Origin of the sequence: Blautia sp. MSJ-19 (assembly GCF_018918125.1) — a bacterium.
Classification (GTDB): Bacteria; Bacillota; Clostridia; order Lachnospirales; family Lachnospiraceae; genus Blautia_A.
In genome coordinates this window covers 347,647-362,591 of record NZ_JAHLQA010000007.1, presented here as the reverse complement: position 1 = coordinate 362,591, position 14,945 = coordinate 347,647, and the positions used below count along the sequence as shown (strand labels likewise).

Below are 14,945 nucleotides of genomic sequence, written 5' to 3'. Positions count from 1 at the left end.
GCCTACTCCCCGGCTTCCTGTACAAATCAATGGTTATATTTTCCTCTATTTCTTTTGGAGAGATTCCATTTGTTTCTTTAGCATCCCCATATCTTTCCTTATTTGCTGTATTTCATATTTATGAAAGATGTCAAGGGGAATTGAAGATATCGTTGCTCATTGACTCCCCGAAAAAAGCATGTTACTATGAAACTAAAGCATATTTCTTAGAAGTTCAGGGCATTTTGCCGTCTATCTATTTTTTCTAAAATCATTTCAGAAATCCATGCTTTTAAATTCCAATTTCAATAAAAGCAGGAGGTCTGAAGCGAGGTAAAGCACATTTCGTTCCTAATCTCCTGCACCCAAACAGGAGGTACTGCCTATGGCAAAAAGAAAGAATCGAAAAGTTACTGTAAAAAATGCAGGCAAAAATCTGACAGCCAACAGAAAATACAAAGATACGGTATTCCGAATGCTGTTCACTGACCGCAACAATCTATTGTCGCTTTACAATGCAGTGAATGGGAGTACATATGAAGATCCAGATGTACTGGAAATCGTAACGTTGGAAAATGCTGTCTATATGGGAATGAAGAATGACCTGGCATTTATTGTGGATACGGGATTGTTTTTATATGAACATCAATCCACGTACACACCGAATATGCCATTAAGAGATTTATTTTATATAGCAGAAGAATACCAGAAGCTTGTAGATCACAGATCCCTGTATTCTTCAGCTCTTCAGAAAATCCCGGCACCAAATTTTCTTGTATTTTATAATGGCACAGAAAAGAAAGCGGACAGCTGGACCAATTATCTGTCAGATGCATACGAAAACCTGACAGGAGAAGCAAACCTTGAATTAAAAGTCATTACCCTGAATATCAACGAAGGGCACAACAGCAACCTGCTGGAACAATGCCAGATTCTCAAAGAATATGCACAATATGTTGCAAAAGTGAGGGCATATGCACGAGATTTCGAATTGAATGCAGCTGTAGAGAAAGCAGTTAATTACTGTATTCAGAACGATATCCTTGCAGATTTTCTTCGGAAGAACAGGTCGGAGGTGATTGCGACGAGTATATTCGAATATGATAAGGAAGAGGAAGAACGAAAACTTCGGAAGGCAGAATATGAAGCCGGAATGGAAGCCGGACGAGAAGCTGGTATAATGGAAGGCGAAAACCATCTAAAACTTTTATATGCAAAGCTGAAACAGGATGGACGTGTGGATGAATTTCTTCAGGCCATGACAAATCCTGAAGTTCTTAAGAGGCTCTACCAGAAATATGAAATAGACTAGTATGAATCTGGAGTGCCCCTTGGGAAGGACACTTCCAAACCAAGAATCACCATTTTGAGGGAGTATTTCAAAAGAAATACTCTCAAAAACAGGAAGCCTACTCCCCCGGCTTCCTGTAAAAATCAATGGTTATATTTTCCTCTATTTCTTTTGGAAAGATTCCATTTGTCTTTTTAGTGTTTCCATATCTTTCCTTATTTGCTGTATTTCACAATCCTTTTCCCTCAATTGCTCTTCTTTGTCCGATAGCTGCTTTCTCTGTTCACCGATCTGTTCTTTCTGTTCATCAATCTGCTCTCTTTGTTCGTCAATCTGCTCCTGCATCTGATCCACCATATATTTCACCGTATTCTGGTCCAGAATCTTTAACTCTTCTGAAAATATTCCCATTACATCCTCCACATTCCGGCATATGTAATACACGTGCTCATACAATGTGCTGAATTCCGGATAAGCCCTGAGCAGATTTATAATCTCCTCTGGCTCGTCACTTCCCAGGAATGTCAGCCATGCGTCCATTTTGTTCTTGACACCTCTATTCTGTACATTTTTATGGAAGATGTCAAGTGGAATAAAGATATATTTTTGCAGCAAGTCCATCTCCAGTCCGGTATCTGCCTTCTGACTGAATGTATGCACGTAATCATCCGCATATTTATGAAATAATGCCGGGCTTTTTTCCATCAGCACGATGGTATAAACACCTTTCACATCTTTATATGTAAATTTATTTTTCTTCGCACTCCGGGCTCTTTTGTACTGACGCAGCAACAGATCTGAAGAATAACAGGCACAACGTTCTCCTGGAAATGCATATCCTATCTTCTGTACTTCTATATTACAATATGTACCATCTTCAAAACGTACCAGGATATCCATGAGCAATAACGACTGTTCATCTGCAAGCCTGCTTGAATCTCCCGGCAGGACTTCCACAATCTTTACTTTCCGCTTAAATAAAATACTCAGGAATAATTGTTCTGTAAGTTTCACATTTGCATCAATGTCTTTCAGTATCTCCTCACGACTTCGAAGCATGGGAAAGTATTTCTGTAATTTTGTCTGCATAAGCTGCTTTCCTTTCATATAGATCTGGATTTCATGGAATATTGTTTCTGATTTGAAACATTAAGAACGCCCGACGGGCCAGAATTTTTAGATATAAAGATATTAGCACAATATGTACCTGGCACGCAAGAAAAACCGTTCGACAGTTTTTGCACTACCGACGACAACGAATTTCAGAAATCATAAACTAAATTTGTTATCACATACAAACCAAGCATATGTACTTGATCCTAACGCAACTGCTGCAACTGTTACCATTGCAACGTTTCTTACTGAACGATGATACTTTTTCGCCTATAATCCCATAAAAACAACCATTTAACGATTTTGTAACTTGCTTCAATAAGGCTTTCGGAACGCATAGTCGTATGCCAGCTTGCATTGTCAAGGATTAGTGGTAATTTATCTGTTTTCCAATAAAAAAGACACATACTCATTTATGAGCTGTGCCTTGTATATTTGTGTATTTTTATTGTTGCTTGTTCAGACGGTCAAATAGCACTGTAGTTGTATTGGTTGCGATATGTACCCGCTCTTTTTTCAAAATACATCGTGGACGCTGATTTTCACGGTAATCTCGCTTCGTCTGCGTAAAAGCAGAACAACACACGAAATCGCAAATTGAAATCTCACCGGATGAACTCGACTTAATGATAAATATAAAGTCCACTGGTGCTGTCGCACTGGAAATCAGATAATCTGCCTTAATCTGAGTTGTAAAAGAATAGAACCGGGGCATATAAGAATGTAATTGAAAATCCTGTTCCAACGTTTCCTTTAATCGGATCAGTGCTTCCAGACGTGGTTTTACAGATCCTTCATATTGAGATCCTTTTTCAATATGACTGTGCCTGATTTTTCCTGAAAGAATCATATTCATTGTTTTAGCTGGATTAAATCGTGGCAAGTTGATATCCTTTAAATATTGGAAGCCTGCAAGATGTGGAAACTTCTCAGGTGGGAAAGATAGATGAATTGTGTATAGTTGCTGTTTGTAGCCAAATGTAAAAACATAATAATATTCTGTCAGTTCTTTCCACGTAACTGCTGCATTATACAGTAATCCGTGATCATTGTTTTCCATACACATCATCTCCTTTATCACATAAATAAGAGCCTTGCCGAAGCAAGGCTCTCACTAAGCGTTTTTCTTCGATTCAAAGAATCTATTCGGCTTGTGGTTACCGCATAACCCACGGTCTGGCTCCACAATCGGCTGAAACCGAACCAGTCAATTGCTTCATCACCGCGATAGCTGGTCATCGCCGCTATCCTCTGAAATCATTATATCACAAAATTGCCAGAGTTCAATAGCTCCGAAAAATTTTGTGGAGCTAGAATTTCCACGCTCATCTGTATTATATGCAGAATTCTGGAAATAGCAACATTTTATTTTGTGGTAAGCATATATTCGCTTTGAACGCGAGAATAGTTTAGATAAATTCAAAATATTTGTACAGGTCTTTGTGATCCTTCTGTGTCAGAGCTACACCTCTTGATTCATTCATCAATTTTCACAGTGCCGGATTGTTCTCCACTAGCTTGATTGCCTGTGCCTGCATTTCCCGGTACTCCAGGTGGTTCTATTTCAGATACCGGATGCCCACTTTTTCTATGGATTCCCATAATGCGCTTCGTTCCCCCATGATATCCTGTTTTTTCACATATTGCAATTTCTCCCTTCTGAGTGTGCTCTTTGCACTTGCATGGCTATATCAGAAGTTTAGAAAATAGCAATTCATCAGATGTACTGAAAATGAGTAGAGTGATTGAACATAGTAAACAATAGGCGAAATCATGGGAAAAGAAAAGCCATAGCTCAGTTTGCCATGACTCTTCAAAAAAATTGTATTCAATTTCCAGTTGCTACACCCGCAAATTTTACTTCAACATCATACGTAGACGAATCATTTTCAATAGATTTTCCATTAACACAATCAGCATCTGTTCCTTCCATCCAAATATAAACATGAACAGCAACTCCGTTATATCCTACATTCTTTGCTATTGCTTCTGAATTATCTGGAATTGTAAAATTCTCACCGTCCTTTGTTGCTACCCAGTTCTTGGCTCCATCTGTTCTCTGATCAGCATAATGGTCACTGTAAATATATGGATAGGTAACCGTATCAAGTTGTGGACTTCCATTTATATTCTGAATACTTGTCCATCCTGCTTTTGCTGTGCTGTCATTGCCTTTGCCTGTTTCATCATCTTTCGCATACACCACACGGAGCGTTTCTTCACCGACAGGCGTCTTTCCGTCAGTATCAACTTCCTGTGTAGTTATAGCCACTCGCATGGAACCTGTAACCGTTTCCGACCCATTTCCGTTTTTCGCAGTAATAGTAATTGGTGATTGATTATCTTCAATTGCCAAATACACATCTGCCCTGCCAGTCTCTGTAATCGTATAAACGATATAATCACTTCTAATAAATGCATAATAATCGTTACCACTTACTTTATAATTACCCGGTTTTGCATCGATCCCGGTTTCAAAGGAAGGAACTGAATAATCCGTAACCAGACCTTGATTATCCCAGCTCTGACATATATACCAGTTTTTCATATCATCTGAAGATGCGGGACTTAATGTCGCGCCTGTAGAAAAGGCTTCCAATGATTTTTGTTCTCCACCATGCTGTGCACCTTCTGAAAGCTTTGCAATCTGCAAAATAAATCCATTTGTTGTTGCACTGATTGTAGAGGTCGTCGCTGTGACAGTATTATTTGCCACATACCACGCATAAGTTGCCGAAGTCAGCGACACTGCTGCAATCATTGCTGAAACAACTGCCGCAGCGAGTTCTTTTTTCAATTTTTTTACTTGCTTCATACGCTTTCTCCTCATTAATTAGACATTTTAAAAAACGGAAATCAATAGAATGTTTCTATTCTTTAAAATGTCCCCCACGCCACAACCGTGGGGAAACATTCATAGTTATTAGTTGTTGCTGGTTACATCATTATTTGCACCATCAACAGCAGTACCATCTGTATTAACAGGTGTAGCTGTGAATGTTACAGTTGCTCCAAGGGCTGTCAGCAGATTCTCGCTGTAGTTATCAGTATGAACATCTTCCTCAGAACCATCATAGAATACATAGCAATCAACAGTTACAGAACTTTTTGCTGCAATTGTATCTGCTAACACACCATTTGTGTTATTTCCTACTGCACTAGTATTATCAAAGTACTTTTCAAGAACTGCACCATTATCACTTGCTTTATAAACTGCCCACTTCTCACCACATACAATCAAAACAGATAATGCCTTTGTAAGTTTACTTGAAGTAGTATTACCGGTCAGTTCAACCTTGGACACTTTCAGATTTTTGAAAGAACCAGCCTTATCATCAGTAGTACCAATAACGAAAGACTGTTTAATTGCATATTTTCCTTTTACTGCGGCAGTTGTATCACCAACATTAAATCGAGAATTTGCAAGCTCAGTAGCAGCATCTTTTGCGGATGCATATGCTGATACAAATTTCGGACTTGTACCATTTGCAATAACTTCTGCCGGATAAAGAGCTACACTTGTTTCATCTGCTCTTGTTGCAACAGTTGTTGAAGCGTCCGTTAATTGATCTTTAGCAATTTTCAGGAACGGTGCATTTGACTGTGCACTAATTGTTGTAGTCGTTGCTGTTACCGTATTATTACTTACAAACCAAGCATATGTACTTGATCCTAACGCAACAGCTGCAACTGTTACCATTGCAACAGCCGCTGCTAATTGTTTTTTTAGCCCTTTTACGGTGCTTTTTGTATCATTCATATCATTCTCTCCTTCATACAGTTTTTTCCCTCCGAGACATCTTCGAAAGATTTTCTGTGTTCAGATCAAACTCCCACCGGGCCCGGTTGAGAGAGTTTCCCTCCACCGTTTCCGGTGAGGTGCTCATCTGACCACACAAGTCTTTCTTTTCTGCCATGAAAGGTTTTTCTGTTGTAGATTTATATAATCGGCGGTTGTGGCACCGGTTATACCATAAATAAAATTATGTATTATACTATCTGGATTTGTTCCGTGCCGCGCACTTCCACAATCCCTCTGTTATTTATTACGTCTGTTATTCCATGTTACTTCTTTATCTGTATAGTAGCTGTCATTCGGAGCTTCATTACCGGCCGCATTGATCGGCTTGTCTCCACTGAGGGTATCTTTGATATCCTGTACAAACTTCCACAGGAGGCTGGTATCATCATCGAAATCTGAATCAATGTGCATGCTCAGTTCCACGCTTCCTCCGATAATGGAGTCCACGCACTCCGGATCGTCACCTTCCATCCAGATAACAATGGTATATTTATCGACATTTCCAACAAGGAAGTTTTCTTCATTATACTCGCATACGACGTCATCTGACAAGAAATTTGTGCAATCTTTCTCAGCTTTTCCATCTTTTGCCGGTTCTGCATAAATTATTTTCTGTCCGTTTCGCCATACTGCAATACGAACTGCATCCTCGGCTCCTTTGGAACAGGAATCCAGGGTAATCCTGGCAATATAAGAAAGGTCCTCTTTTCCCGCATTTCTGACATAATAAGTATATGCCATATAGTTTTTTCCATTATGATCTCCATCCTGGGAATCCAGATTATCCGGAAGATCTTCTATGGAAATATTGGTAGCATCTTTTACAGTTGCCGCTGTCAGTCTGGCTGTTGCTCCTTCAAAGTCACCATTATCCGCAATACTGATACCCCGTCGATACAGTTCCAGTCGATCAAGGTTGATCGTAAAGTTGCCCATTTTTTCCTGCATAAATGCAGCAACAAACAGAACCGCAACCAGAAGCATCATTCCCATAAGTACCAGACTGAGTTTATCCATACGCAGCAATGCCGCACCAATCTGTCGTCTCTTCCTGTGAGGCCGATACATACTGACGATTTTTTCCGGATCTACCTCTCCGTTCTGTTCCATCATCAGGGACTCGAGCTCCTCAATACGAATCAGCTGATCTGTGTCAGACTTCCTGTGAAAGAGCCGCCGTCTTTTTTTGTTCGCTTTTCCATTCTGAAGATTTTCGATTTTTTTATCTACTTTCTTTTTCTCTGTTTTCTTTCTCACAGTTTATACCTTTTCTTTACGTATGCCACGTAATCCTGCATATCCTGACGTTCCTGCTGATCTGCAAATCTCAGCTGTGTACCTGCTACAAAGCGGAACGGGCTGCCCTTCGGCATCTCTCGTGTCCAGCAGATCACGCCTACAACTTCTCTGGACGGCTGCCCCTCTGTTGCAGTTCCGAGCCTTGGAAGGGTAAAGATACAGGATTCCCCTACTTCAAACCAACGGTTCATGTATACCGCAAGACCGTTGTTGGAAATATCCATTGTCTGTCCTTTTTCCCTGTCTACTTCTCCATCCGAATTCAGTTCCCAGGTATCCTGCATATAAGTAACCGGAAGTTCGACTTTCATACGGACATCCATACGTTTGACAAACTGTCTCTGTTCTGCCACTCGTCTGACTTTGAGATAATGGCGGATTCCTTCTTTTACGACATCGTCCACATATCCCGCCAGAATATTACTCTCGTCTCCTTCGGTATATTTAAACAGTAATTTCTGTGTTTCATCAGGTACCAGTCTCTTGCCGTCCACCATAGGTGCCGACACGAGAAATGCTGATTCATCCAGTGCTTTGTTAAATGTGCAGAGCATATTAAACTGAGGCTCCTGCCCTACCGGCACATCAAATGCAAGCTGCATTTTGGTACCTTTCTTCAGTTGTATACTTCCTGCCATGTCAGTTTCCTCCTAATAAATCCTGTTCTATTATTCTTTATCTGAAGTTTTTTCTTTCTGTCTTTTTTCCTGAATCTCGCGGATTGCTTCTCTGACCGCTGCTTCTTCCTCATCCCTGGCAATTTTGCCCGCCAGCCGGATGGTCCGGATCATATTGCTGACAAGAATGACCGCCAGCGGTATCAGAATGACCGGTATAAAAATAAGCGGATTGGATACCAGACGTGCCAGCTTCCCAAGTGCCAGAGAGGAAGCAACCACTTTTCCGATCAGAGCATTGGAATCTGTTCCATACTGATCAGGGATATTATTTGCATCACCCTGTGTTGTGTAATTCCATCCTGCCCCATCCTGTTCTACGGCTATGACCCTGTGTGTATTTACCGAACCATCCAGTGCCGGATCAGCAGAATAAAAGGAAATGACATCTCCAACCCTGATCTGTGCCGGATCTGTCTTTTTGACCACGATCAGCGTATCCACATCATAAGTCGGTTTCATGCTCCCGGTCGTAATACGGAAAACCGTGTATCCTCCAAGGCTGGGCGCTTCTCCCTGTTTCGTAAAAACTACCAGACACAGGACCACGACTGCCGCCGCAATGATCATCACAGAAATGATATTTATCAATGTCAGAAAAAATTTCTTTATCATGAATTTCTGTCATCCTCTTTTGTGTTTTTGGATTCGCGGCGTTCCTGCAAACGCTTCACAATATAATGAGACAGACTTGCAGATTCTGCCTTTGCCAGAGCCTTATGCATTTCTTTCTCGGCTTCTTCCTGTTTTCGAAGTGCTTCCTCAACCGCTTTTGCTGCCTCTCTCTGTGCCGCTGCAACCGCTGCTTTGGATTCTTTCTTTGATCTTGCAGCTGCATCTGTCGCTTCTTTTCTGATTCTGTCTATCTCTTCTGCTGCTGCTTTCTGTTTCTTTTCTTTTTCTTTGCGGGAATTCTTTGCATCTTTTTCGGCTTTTTCTGCACGATCCAGTGCTGCGGTCAGCTCACGTTCTTTCTCTCTTCGCACAGTATCAAGTACCTTCTGAAGATTCTCGACAGAACGTTTTGCCTCGGCTTCGGTCTTCTCGATGGATTCCCTCGCTTCTGCTTTCGCTGCCTCTACAGATTCCTTCGCCTTTATCTCTGCTTCTTCTACAGACCTTCTCGCTTCTGCCTGCGCAGTCTCCACAGCATTCTTTGCCTCAGTCTGTGCTGCCTCTACAGCATTCTTCGCTTCTGCCTGTGCGGTCTCTATTGCATTTCTTGCTTCTATGTCCGCAGCAACCATCGCTGCCTCAGTTTCCTGACGGACTTTCTGTTCTTTCCGGAGCTGTTCTTCCAGTTCTGCGCGTTCCTGCTCCATCTGCATTCTGGTCTGCTCCAGGAATTCCATCTGCTGATTCAGCGAATCCATCTGGAATTCCAGTTCAGAGAGAGACCGTTCGAGTTCTTCTCTTCGCTGCGTTTCTTCTTCCAGCTTTGCCTCTGCATCGAGCTGTGCCTGTGTGACTTCTTCCACAAAGACCTGACGGATCTCCACATCCGGGATGTTCCTGTCCTCTACGATCTCTTCTTTGATCTCTTTGACAAATTTCGGTTTGACAGGTTCCCTCTTTTCTTTGGCAAGCTCTGTCACATTTCTCTGGTCGGATTCCAGAAGACTCTTGAAGACGGTATAGTTTGTAATAAAGTTGATGTACATCTGCAGAAGATATTCTTCATCGAACTGTAATGCGGAATCCTGTTCCTCAATGGTATATCCTACTTCGTCGTAGCTCTCTATGAACTGCCAGAGCTTGTAGCAGGTACGGTAATCCGGATCTTTCATCATCAGGTTGGTTCTCTGGATCGGACTTCGCACCTTTGCACAGCCGTTCATGATATCGCAGAAAGAACTTGTCCTTAAAGTTCTGGACAGCCTTCGCACACGGTCAATTCTTTTGAAGAGGTCCATATGGTCGGTGTCGTTTTCTACATAACTCTGACGGTTTTTGATCGTCATCTCTACTTTGTATGAAATTTCTTCATAAGCATCGTCGACTTTACTTTCCATGCTCATAACATTACAGGTCTCGTCTCCTGTTGACCAGAAGATGACATCTGTTCGCTTGTCAACAAAGGCAAAAAGTCGCTGGATCAGATGATACACGAAGCGGTTTTCATACAGATCATAACTTTCTTCTGTTGTAACATTGAGGATTTTGGTCGGCTGGATCTCCCCCGCCGCATTCTCTGTGATAAACTGTGTATGCTGGCTCAAATGTCGCACACTGTCTGCCGTGATCTTCTTGGCAAGTGCCACCGGCACGACTTCTTCGCTGGTAGCAATAAAACGCCGTGGTTTGTCCACAATGTTGAAAATAGCCTCGATTCCCTCTTCTACTACGGTCAGCCATTTTTCATCGATTACTTTGTGGAGAATCCTGTTTTTCTGCTGAAGGGTATTATCACCTGCCTGAACCATCTCAAACAGATATTGGAAATACCGGTCATCTTCCAGAGCTTCTCCAACCTGATTTGTATATTTCTCATATAAATCACTGATTGTTGTTTCTGACATGCTCTATCCCCTTGCTGCGCTTAATACAGATTCTGGATTCTTCTCAGATATGACTTGCTGTCTTCCATCTCTGCTTTGCCAAATGTTTTGTCAATATAGTTGATCAGACCTGTGATCTCGTCTCTTACAAAGGTCACGTTCATACTCTCAAATTTCTTGAGTACTTTACGTGCAATGATGTAATCCATACCACCAAGTTCTGTGCCGCCACAGGCAACATAAACCGGGATAAAGTCGTACATCTGCTTCATGATACGGTTTCCGAAAGAAAGCTTGAATCTGGTAACCAGGTAATTGTCCAGTTTCTGCATCTTATCCAGAGTATCATCGCTGATCGGATGTTCCACTTTGGCTTTCTGGAAGAGATATTCCAGATGCTCTGCCGTGATGTCGCAGTGCGGCTGCGGTTCGCACTCAAATGCATCGGCTCTTTCGTTCAGCTCGATCGGCATTGCACGGTCGTATACCTTGTCGGTGATCGTAAAGGTAGAGTCATCGTTGTTTGCCGTTCCGATGAACCAGGTCGCTGTACTCACATGGATCTTTCCGCCGTCAAGCTTCTCAGGATCCCCTTCCCACGCAGTCGGCACGAGGTCAAGCACCCATTCATCTTCATTCGGCATTTCCAGTACGGAAAGCATCTCTGCGAAATAATACTCAATACGCGCAAGGTTCATCTCGTCGAGAACGATCAGCGTCGGATCCGGACGGTAATTTGCCTCGTACAGGGCACGAAGGAATTCCGTCTCATTAAATCTTTTTGAAAATTCATTAAAATAACCAAGGATTTCTGTACGGTCACGGTAAGACGGCTGTACAGATACGATCGTTGCCGGGTTTTCCATGTATCGGCTGAAAGAATACGGAAGACTTGTTTTACCGGTACCGGAAATACCTTCGAGGATCAGCAGCTTACTTGATGCCATACCTGCAACAAAGCGTCGGATGATCTCCGGTGTATAGTAAAGTTTCATCTGGCTTGCGGCAAAGAGTCTGTATCCCTCCACAAACTCTTCCAGTGTGATGTCATTGTTATACTGCGGATACTGGAAATCTGCATATTTCTGATCCACAAGTGTAAGTTTCGGAAAACGGTGCTCCACTTTTTCTCCCGGATCTGAAGAAACGACTGCACGCACGACCGGTGCCTTTTTCGGATCACTGCTTCCGGAAAGAATCGCAGATGCAGCTGCCGGAGCTGCCTTTGCTGCTGCCTCTCCACTTGTTACATTTCCTACTGTAGGAATCACATCGTCAGTCAGTGCAGATGCTCCCATATATGGAATTCGTTCTGTACCGCCCATGGCATTTACTTTTAACGCAAGGATGCTGTTCTTTTCTTCCATCAGATCCAGTACCTGTTTGTTCAGTCTGCCGATCTCACGATATAATGCCGCATTGTCTGACTTGTCTGCTTTGAGCTGATAATTCAGGATCGCACGGCGGATCAGAAGCAGAATGATTCCGATCGGAATCGCTGCAAGAATAACCATGAGTATCACGGATAAAATCTTGCCTGCGATGCTCAGGGTCGGAAAATAGGTCCGAAATATCACGAAATATTCTCCCCACCCTGTTATAAATACTTTTACAAAGGCTACCAGCCAGGTCACAATGTTGTAAACGACCTGAGAAAGAACCTCAAACGCAAATTTCAGAAATTCACTCAAGACTCCGTTTCCTCCTCTTTCGTCTGTTCACTCTTTGTTTCCTCTTCTGCAGATTCTGTTTTTTCCGCTGCATCTGCATTCTCCGATGTCTCTGTATTTTCTTCTTTCTCTGTCTGACTCTGCTGCTTTTTGGCATCTGCAAGCTCTTTTTCTGCCTGTGCACGGATCGCTTCCGCTTCTTCACGCAGTCTCTTCGCCTCTTCCAGCGCTGCTCTTGCTGCCTCTGCCTCACTCTCAGATGCTGCTTTTTCCTGTGCGGCGGTTGCTGCATTCTGCTGTGCTTCTTCCTTCGCAGCTACTTCCTGTGCCACTTTTTCCTGCATTGCTTTTTCCTGTGCAATGGCAGCCTCTTTTGCAGCTTCTACTGCGACTGCTTTTTTCAGTCTGATGCTGATCATGATCAGATTGTATACCTGGTAGATAAAGAACAGAAGCATCGGAAGTACGATCACGATCAGGAATCCCATGCTGCTGGAAAGGAAATCCATCACCTTGCCGACATTCTGCAGATGTCCGACGTATTTACCTACGATATCACCATCTGAAATAATATGGGTATCAGTGATACCATTGTTGTTATCACCGAGTGTTGTATAACTTCTGGCATCTCCAACGGTTTCAATCTTTTCGATACGGTGGGTATTCAGTGCATATTCGTTGTCAATGATCGTATGGAAACAGATGATGTCTCCCTCTTTTAAAGTGGAAGTATCACATTTCTTGATAAAGATCAGGTCACCTGCGCTGAATGTCGGTGCCATGGAATCTGATTTAACTACAAGCGGAGTGTAGCCCATAATATTGGACACATTCTGATTGTCTCTTGTTGCCATTGTTGTAAAGGCATACAGTGCAGCTACCAGTATGATCACCCACAGCAGTACACTGAGCACAATTGTTCCTGTTTTCTTTAATGCTTTCATATTTTTTCTCCCTGGTTATTATTATGTTTCCTCATCTTCTGTTTTGTCACCGGTAAACCGCAGCCGGATCGAATAATCAGAACCTCTTAGTTCATCTGTACACGCCGGATCTGTTCCTTCCATCCAGATATGTACTTTTACTTCTTTGTCCACGCCTTCTTTCAGCGAAAACATGGCATTGTCATCATTTATCTTCATCGCAGATGCATCTGGAAGTCCAAAGGTCCTTGCTGATCCCTGTGTACTGCTTCCGCTGCCCATGCCCGGATCAAAGATCCAGGTCGTGCCATCCGCTGCAAAAGAAATCCTCATTGCTTCCGGAAGCGCACTGTTCTGAGATGTCACGGCTGTTCCGTCTCCTGCTCCCGAGCTGCTGTCTCCGCTTGTCAGATGGACGATCATATCCTTCGCCGCCATAAAATGCAGGGTAAATTCCAGATATGCGCCACTGGTATTCTCCACAGTCCTGCCATCTTCGTAAGTAAACGTTTCCTGATCTGAAGTCGTCACCGGCTCCAGCGGAGTCGTTTCCATGGAAAATCCCTTTTCCTGTTGGATCCTTGCAGCAATCTGCTCAAAAGAAAGTGTCTTTACATACTGATCTATCGTCCTGTGCGGATCAAGGTCCATCCTCAGATCTGCATCAGCGATAATATCCAGACTCATCGTCTTAACTTTTGCCCTGTCCGCAATGGAAAACCAGGCAACCGTCGCTGCCGTAACTGCCACAAATGCCATAAGCAGCAGCAGGATCGACGTGTACAAACGACTTTTTACCGGATTTTTTTGTTCTTTCTTATTCATGCTCCTGTCTCCTTCTGATCAAGTACTCCGTAAAATCCTATCTGAAGATCGGATGTACTGAATTCTATCTGACTGGAACAGTCCGGGTCGCAGCCCTCTATGTAAAAATAAATATCTACTGTATAAATCTTGTTAAACTGCATATTCAGCAGTGCATTCTGAGGAACCTGCATGGTGTCCTCTCCGAAACTCACGGTATAGGTACTGGCTGAAACAGATGGATCTGTCACTGCCCGAAGATTTTTGTTTCTGTAGGACAGCACCTGATTGCTGCCGAGTGTCTGTCCGTTAATCACTGTGTTGTATACCTGCTGACTCTGTGCATTGGAGCTTTCGCTGAGTTTCAGTATCACTGCCGAAGAATAATCTCCGTCAAATACCAGGCCCAGTCTCGCCGCATTCAGTATATTGCCGGATACTTTCTGACCCAGTGCATTATCACTCTGATCCAGATAAAGCTTCATCGTGCTTCCATCGCTCCAGCCGGTTCCGGACGCCCGTATATATACACGTCCATGATAATAATAAGATTCATTTTCGACCGGCTGAAAGACTTTTGCCATCCCATCCTGCGTTACCGGTGAATACACAAAATTCATCAGATCATCCGTTGAGACCGGAAGCAGATACTGTGCATCCGTATTGTTGATCTGCTGTATTGAGGCAGAATCCGCATTCTGAAAACTGCTGCCCCCATAAGTGCTGAGCTGCAGTTCCAGAGTCTCTTCTCCGGTCCTTGCTGTCGCGGTACTTGTCGAAACTGCCCGGTTCGTCGTAAACCAGGCATAGGTAGCAAATGCCAGCGCCAACATTGCAAAAACTGTTGTAACACCCAGGAACCATGTCCTGAAACTATGTTTCATGGCAT

The 14,945-nt window shown here is 42.9% G+C and carries 13 protein-coding genes; 1 reads left to right on the top strand and 12 read right to left on the bottom strand.

What is annotated here, in order from left to right; genetic code table 11:
• The first annotated feature begins 364 nt into the window (after window positions 1-364).
• The gene (locus tag KQI91_RS04740) at window positions 365-1,291 is read left to right on the top strand and encodes a hypothetical protein (RefSeq protein WP_216391711.1); all 927 of its coding nucleotides are present in this window, start codon (window positions 365-367) and stop codon (window positions 1,289-1,291) included.
• Window positions 1,292-1,432: 141 nt separating this feature from the next.
• On the opposite strand, the gene KQI91_RS04735 is transcribed toward KQI91_RS04740, so the two are convergent.
• From KQI91_RS04735 to KQI91_RS04680, 12 genes are all read right to left on the bottom strand, one after another.
• The gene (locus tag KQI91_RS04735; protein ID WP_216391710.1) at window positions 1,433-2,359 is read right to left on the bottom strand and encodes a PD-(D/E)XK nuclease family transposase; all 927 of its coding nucleotides are present in this window, start codon (window positions 2,357-2,359) and stop codon (window positions 1,433-1,435) included.
• 469 nt (window positions 2,360-2,828) lie between these two features.
• Complete coding sequence (locus KQI91_RS04730; RefSeq protein ID WP_253288359.1) at window positions 2,829-3,443, bottom strand: PBECR4 domain-containing protein; 615 nt, start codon at window positions 3,441-3,443, stop codon at window positions 2,829-2,831.
• 768 nt (window positions 3,444-4,211) lie between these two features.
• Window positions 4,212-5,198 carry a hypothetical protein gene (locus KQI91_RS04725; RefSeq protein ID WP_216391708.1) on the bottom strand — a complete coding sequence of 329 codons (987 nt, stop codon included), beginning with the start codon at window positions 5,196-5,198 and terminating at the stop codon, window positions 4,212-4,214.
• Between the two features lie 108 nt (window positions 5,199-5,306).
• The gene (locus tag KQI91_RS04720) at window positions 5,307-6,143 is read right to left on the bottom strand and encodes a hypothetical protein (RefSeq protein ID WP_216391707.1); all 837 of its coding nucleotides are present in this window, start codon (window positions 6,141-6,143) and stop codon (window positions 5,307-5,309) included.
• A gap of 279 nt (window positions 6,144-6,422) precedes the next feature.
• Complete coding sequence (locus tag KQI91_RS04715; RefSeq protein ID WP_216391706.1) at window positions 6,423-7,442, bottom strand: hypothetical protein; 1,020 nt, start codon at window positions 7,440-7,442, stop codon at window positions 6,423-6,425.
• The gene (locus KQI91_RS04710) at window positions 7,439-8,122 is read right to left on the bottom strand and encodes a PilZ domain-containing protein (RefSeq protein ID WP_216391705.1); all 684 of its coding nucleotides are present in this window, start codon (window positions 8,120-8,122) and stop codon (window positions 7,439-7,441) included. The genes KQI91_RS04715 and KQI91_RS04710 overlap by 4 nt, the downstream gene beginning before the upstream one ends.
• A 30-nt stretch (window positions 8,123-8,152) precedes the next feature.
• Window positions 8,153-8,776, bottom strand: coding sequence for a signal peptidase I (locus tag KQI91_RS04705; protein WP_216391704.1), 624 nt, complete (start codon window positions 8,774-8,776; stop codon window positions 8,153-8,155).
• Window positions 8,773-10,680 carry a DUF2357 domain-containing protein gene (locus tag KQI91_RS04700; protein ID WP_216391703.1) on the bottom strand — a complete coding sequence of 636 codons (1,908 nt, stop codon included), beginning with the start codon at window positions 10,678-10,680 and terminating at the stop codon, window positions 8,773-8,775. Before KQI91_RS04700 ends, KQI91_RS04705 begins: the two co-directional genes overlap by 4 nt.
• A gap of 20 nt (window positions 10,681-10,700) precedes the next feature.
• Window positions 10,701-12,350, bottom strand: a complete 1,650-nt coding sequence (locus KQI91_RS04695; protein ID WP_216391702.1) for a hypothetical protein — start codon at window positions 12,348-12,350, stop codon at window positions 10,701-10,703.
• A complete protein-coding gene (locus tag KQI91_RS04690) occupies window positions 12,347-13,273 on the bottom strand; it encodes a signal peptidase I (protein ID WP_216391701.1) in 927 nt (308 codons plus the stop codon). Before KQI91_RS04690 ends, KQI91_RS04695 begins: the two co-directional genes overlap by 4 nt.
• A gap of 21 nt (window positions 13,274-13,294) precedes the next feature.
• Window positions 13,295-14,077 (bottom strand): hypothetical protein, encoded by a 783-nt coding sequence (locus tag KQI91_RS04685; RefSeq protein ID WP_216391700.1) that lies wholly within the window; start codon window positions 14,075-14,077, stop codon window positions 13,295-13,297.
• The gene (locus tag KQI91_RS04680; RefSeq protein WP_216391699.1) at window positions 14,074-14,940 is read right to left on the bottom strand and encodes a hypothetical protein; all 867 of its coding nucleotides are present in this window, start codon (window positions 14,938-14,940) and stop codon (window positions 14,074-14,076) included. The genes KQI91_RS04685 and KQI91_RS04680 overlap by 4 nt, the downstream gene beginning before the upstream one ends.
• Window positions 14,941-14,945 lie beyond the last annotated feature (5 nt).

What these genes read in the sequence shown, in the direction of transcription:
- KQI91_RS04740 (WP_216391711.1), top strand. Translation starts at nt 365, where the DNA reads ATGGCAAAAAGAAAGAATCGAAAAGTTACTGTAAAAAATGCAGGCAAA.
- KQI91_RS04735 (WP_216391710.1), bottom strand. Translation starts at nt 2,359, where the DNA reads ATGCAGACAAAATTACAGAAATACTTTCCCATGCTTCGAAGTCGTGAG.
- KQI91_RS04730 (WP_253288359.1), bottom strand. Translation starts at nt 3,443, where the DNA reads ATGGAAAACAATGATCACGGATTACTGTATAATGCAGCAGTTACGTGG.
- KQI91_RS04725 (WP_216391708.1), bottom strand. Translation starts at nt 5,198, where the DNA reads ATGAAGCAAGTAAAAAAATTGAAAAAAGAACTCGCTGCGGCAGTTGTT.
- KQI91_RS04720 (WP_216391707.1), bottom strand. Translation starts at nt 6,143, where the DNA reads ATGAATGATACAAAAAGCACCGTAAAAGGGCTAAAAAAACAATTAGCA.
- KQI91_RS04710 (WP_216391705.1), bottom strand. Translation starts at nt 8,122, where the DNA reads ATGGCAGGAAGTATACAACTGAAGAAAGGTACCAAAATGCAGCTTGCA.
- KQI91_RS04705 (WP_216391704.1), bottom strand. Translation starts at nt 8,776, where the DNA reads ATGATAAAGAAATTTTTTCTGACATTGATAAATATCATTTCTGTGATG.
- KQI91_RS04700 (WP_216391703.1), bottom strand. Translation starts at nt 10,680, where the DNA reads ATGTCAGAAACAACAATCAGTGATTTATATGAGAAATATACAAATCAG.
- KQI91_RS04690 (WP_216391701.1), bottom strand. Translation starts at nt 13,273, where the DNA reads ATGAAAGCATTAAAGAAAACAGGAACAATTGTGCTCAGTGTACTGCTG.
- KQI91_RS04685 (WP_216391700.1), bottom strand. Translation starts at nt 14,077, where the DNA reads ATGAATAAGAAAGAACAAAAAAATCCGGTAAAAAGTCGTTTGTACACG.
- KQI91_RS04680 (WP_216391699.1), bottom strand. Translation starts at nt 14,940, where the DNA reads ATGAAACATAGTTTCAGGACATGGTTCCTGGGTGTTACAACAGTTTTT.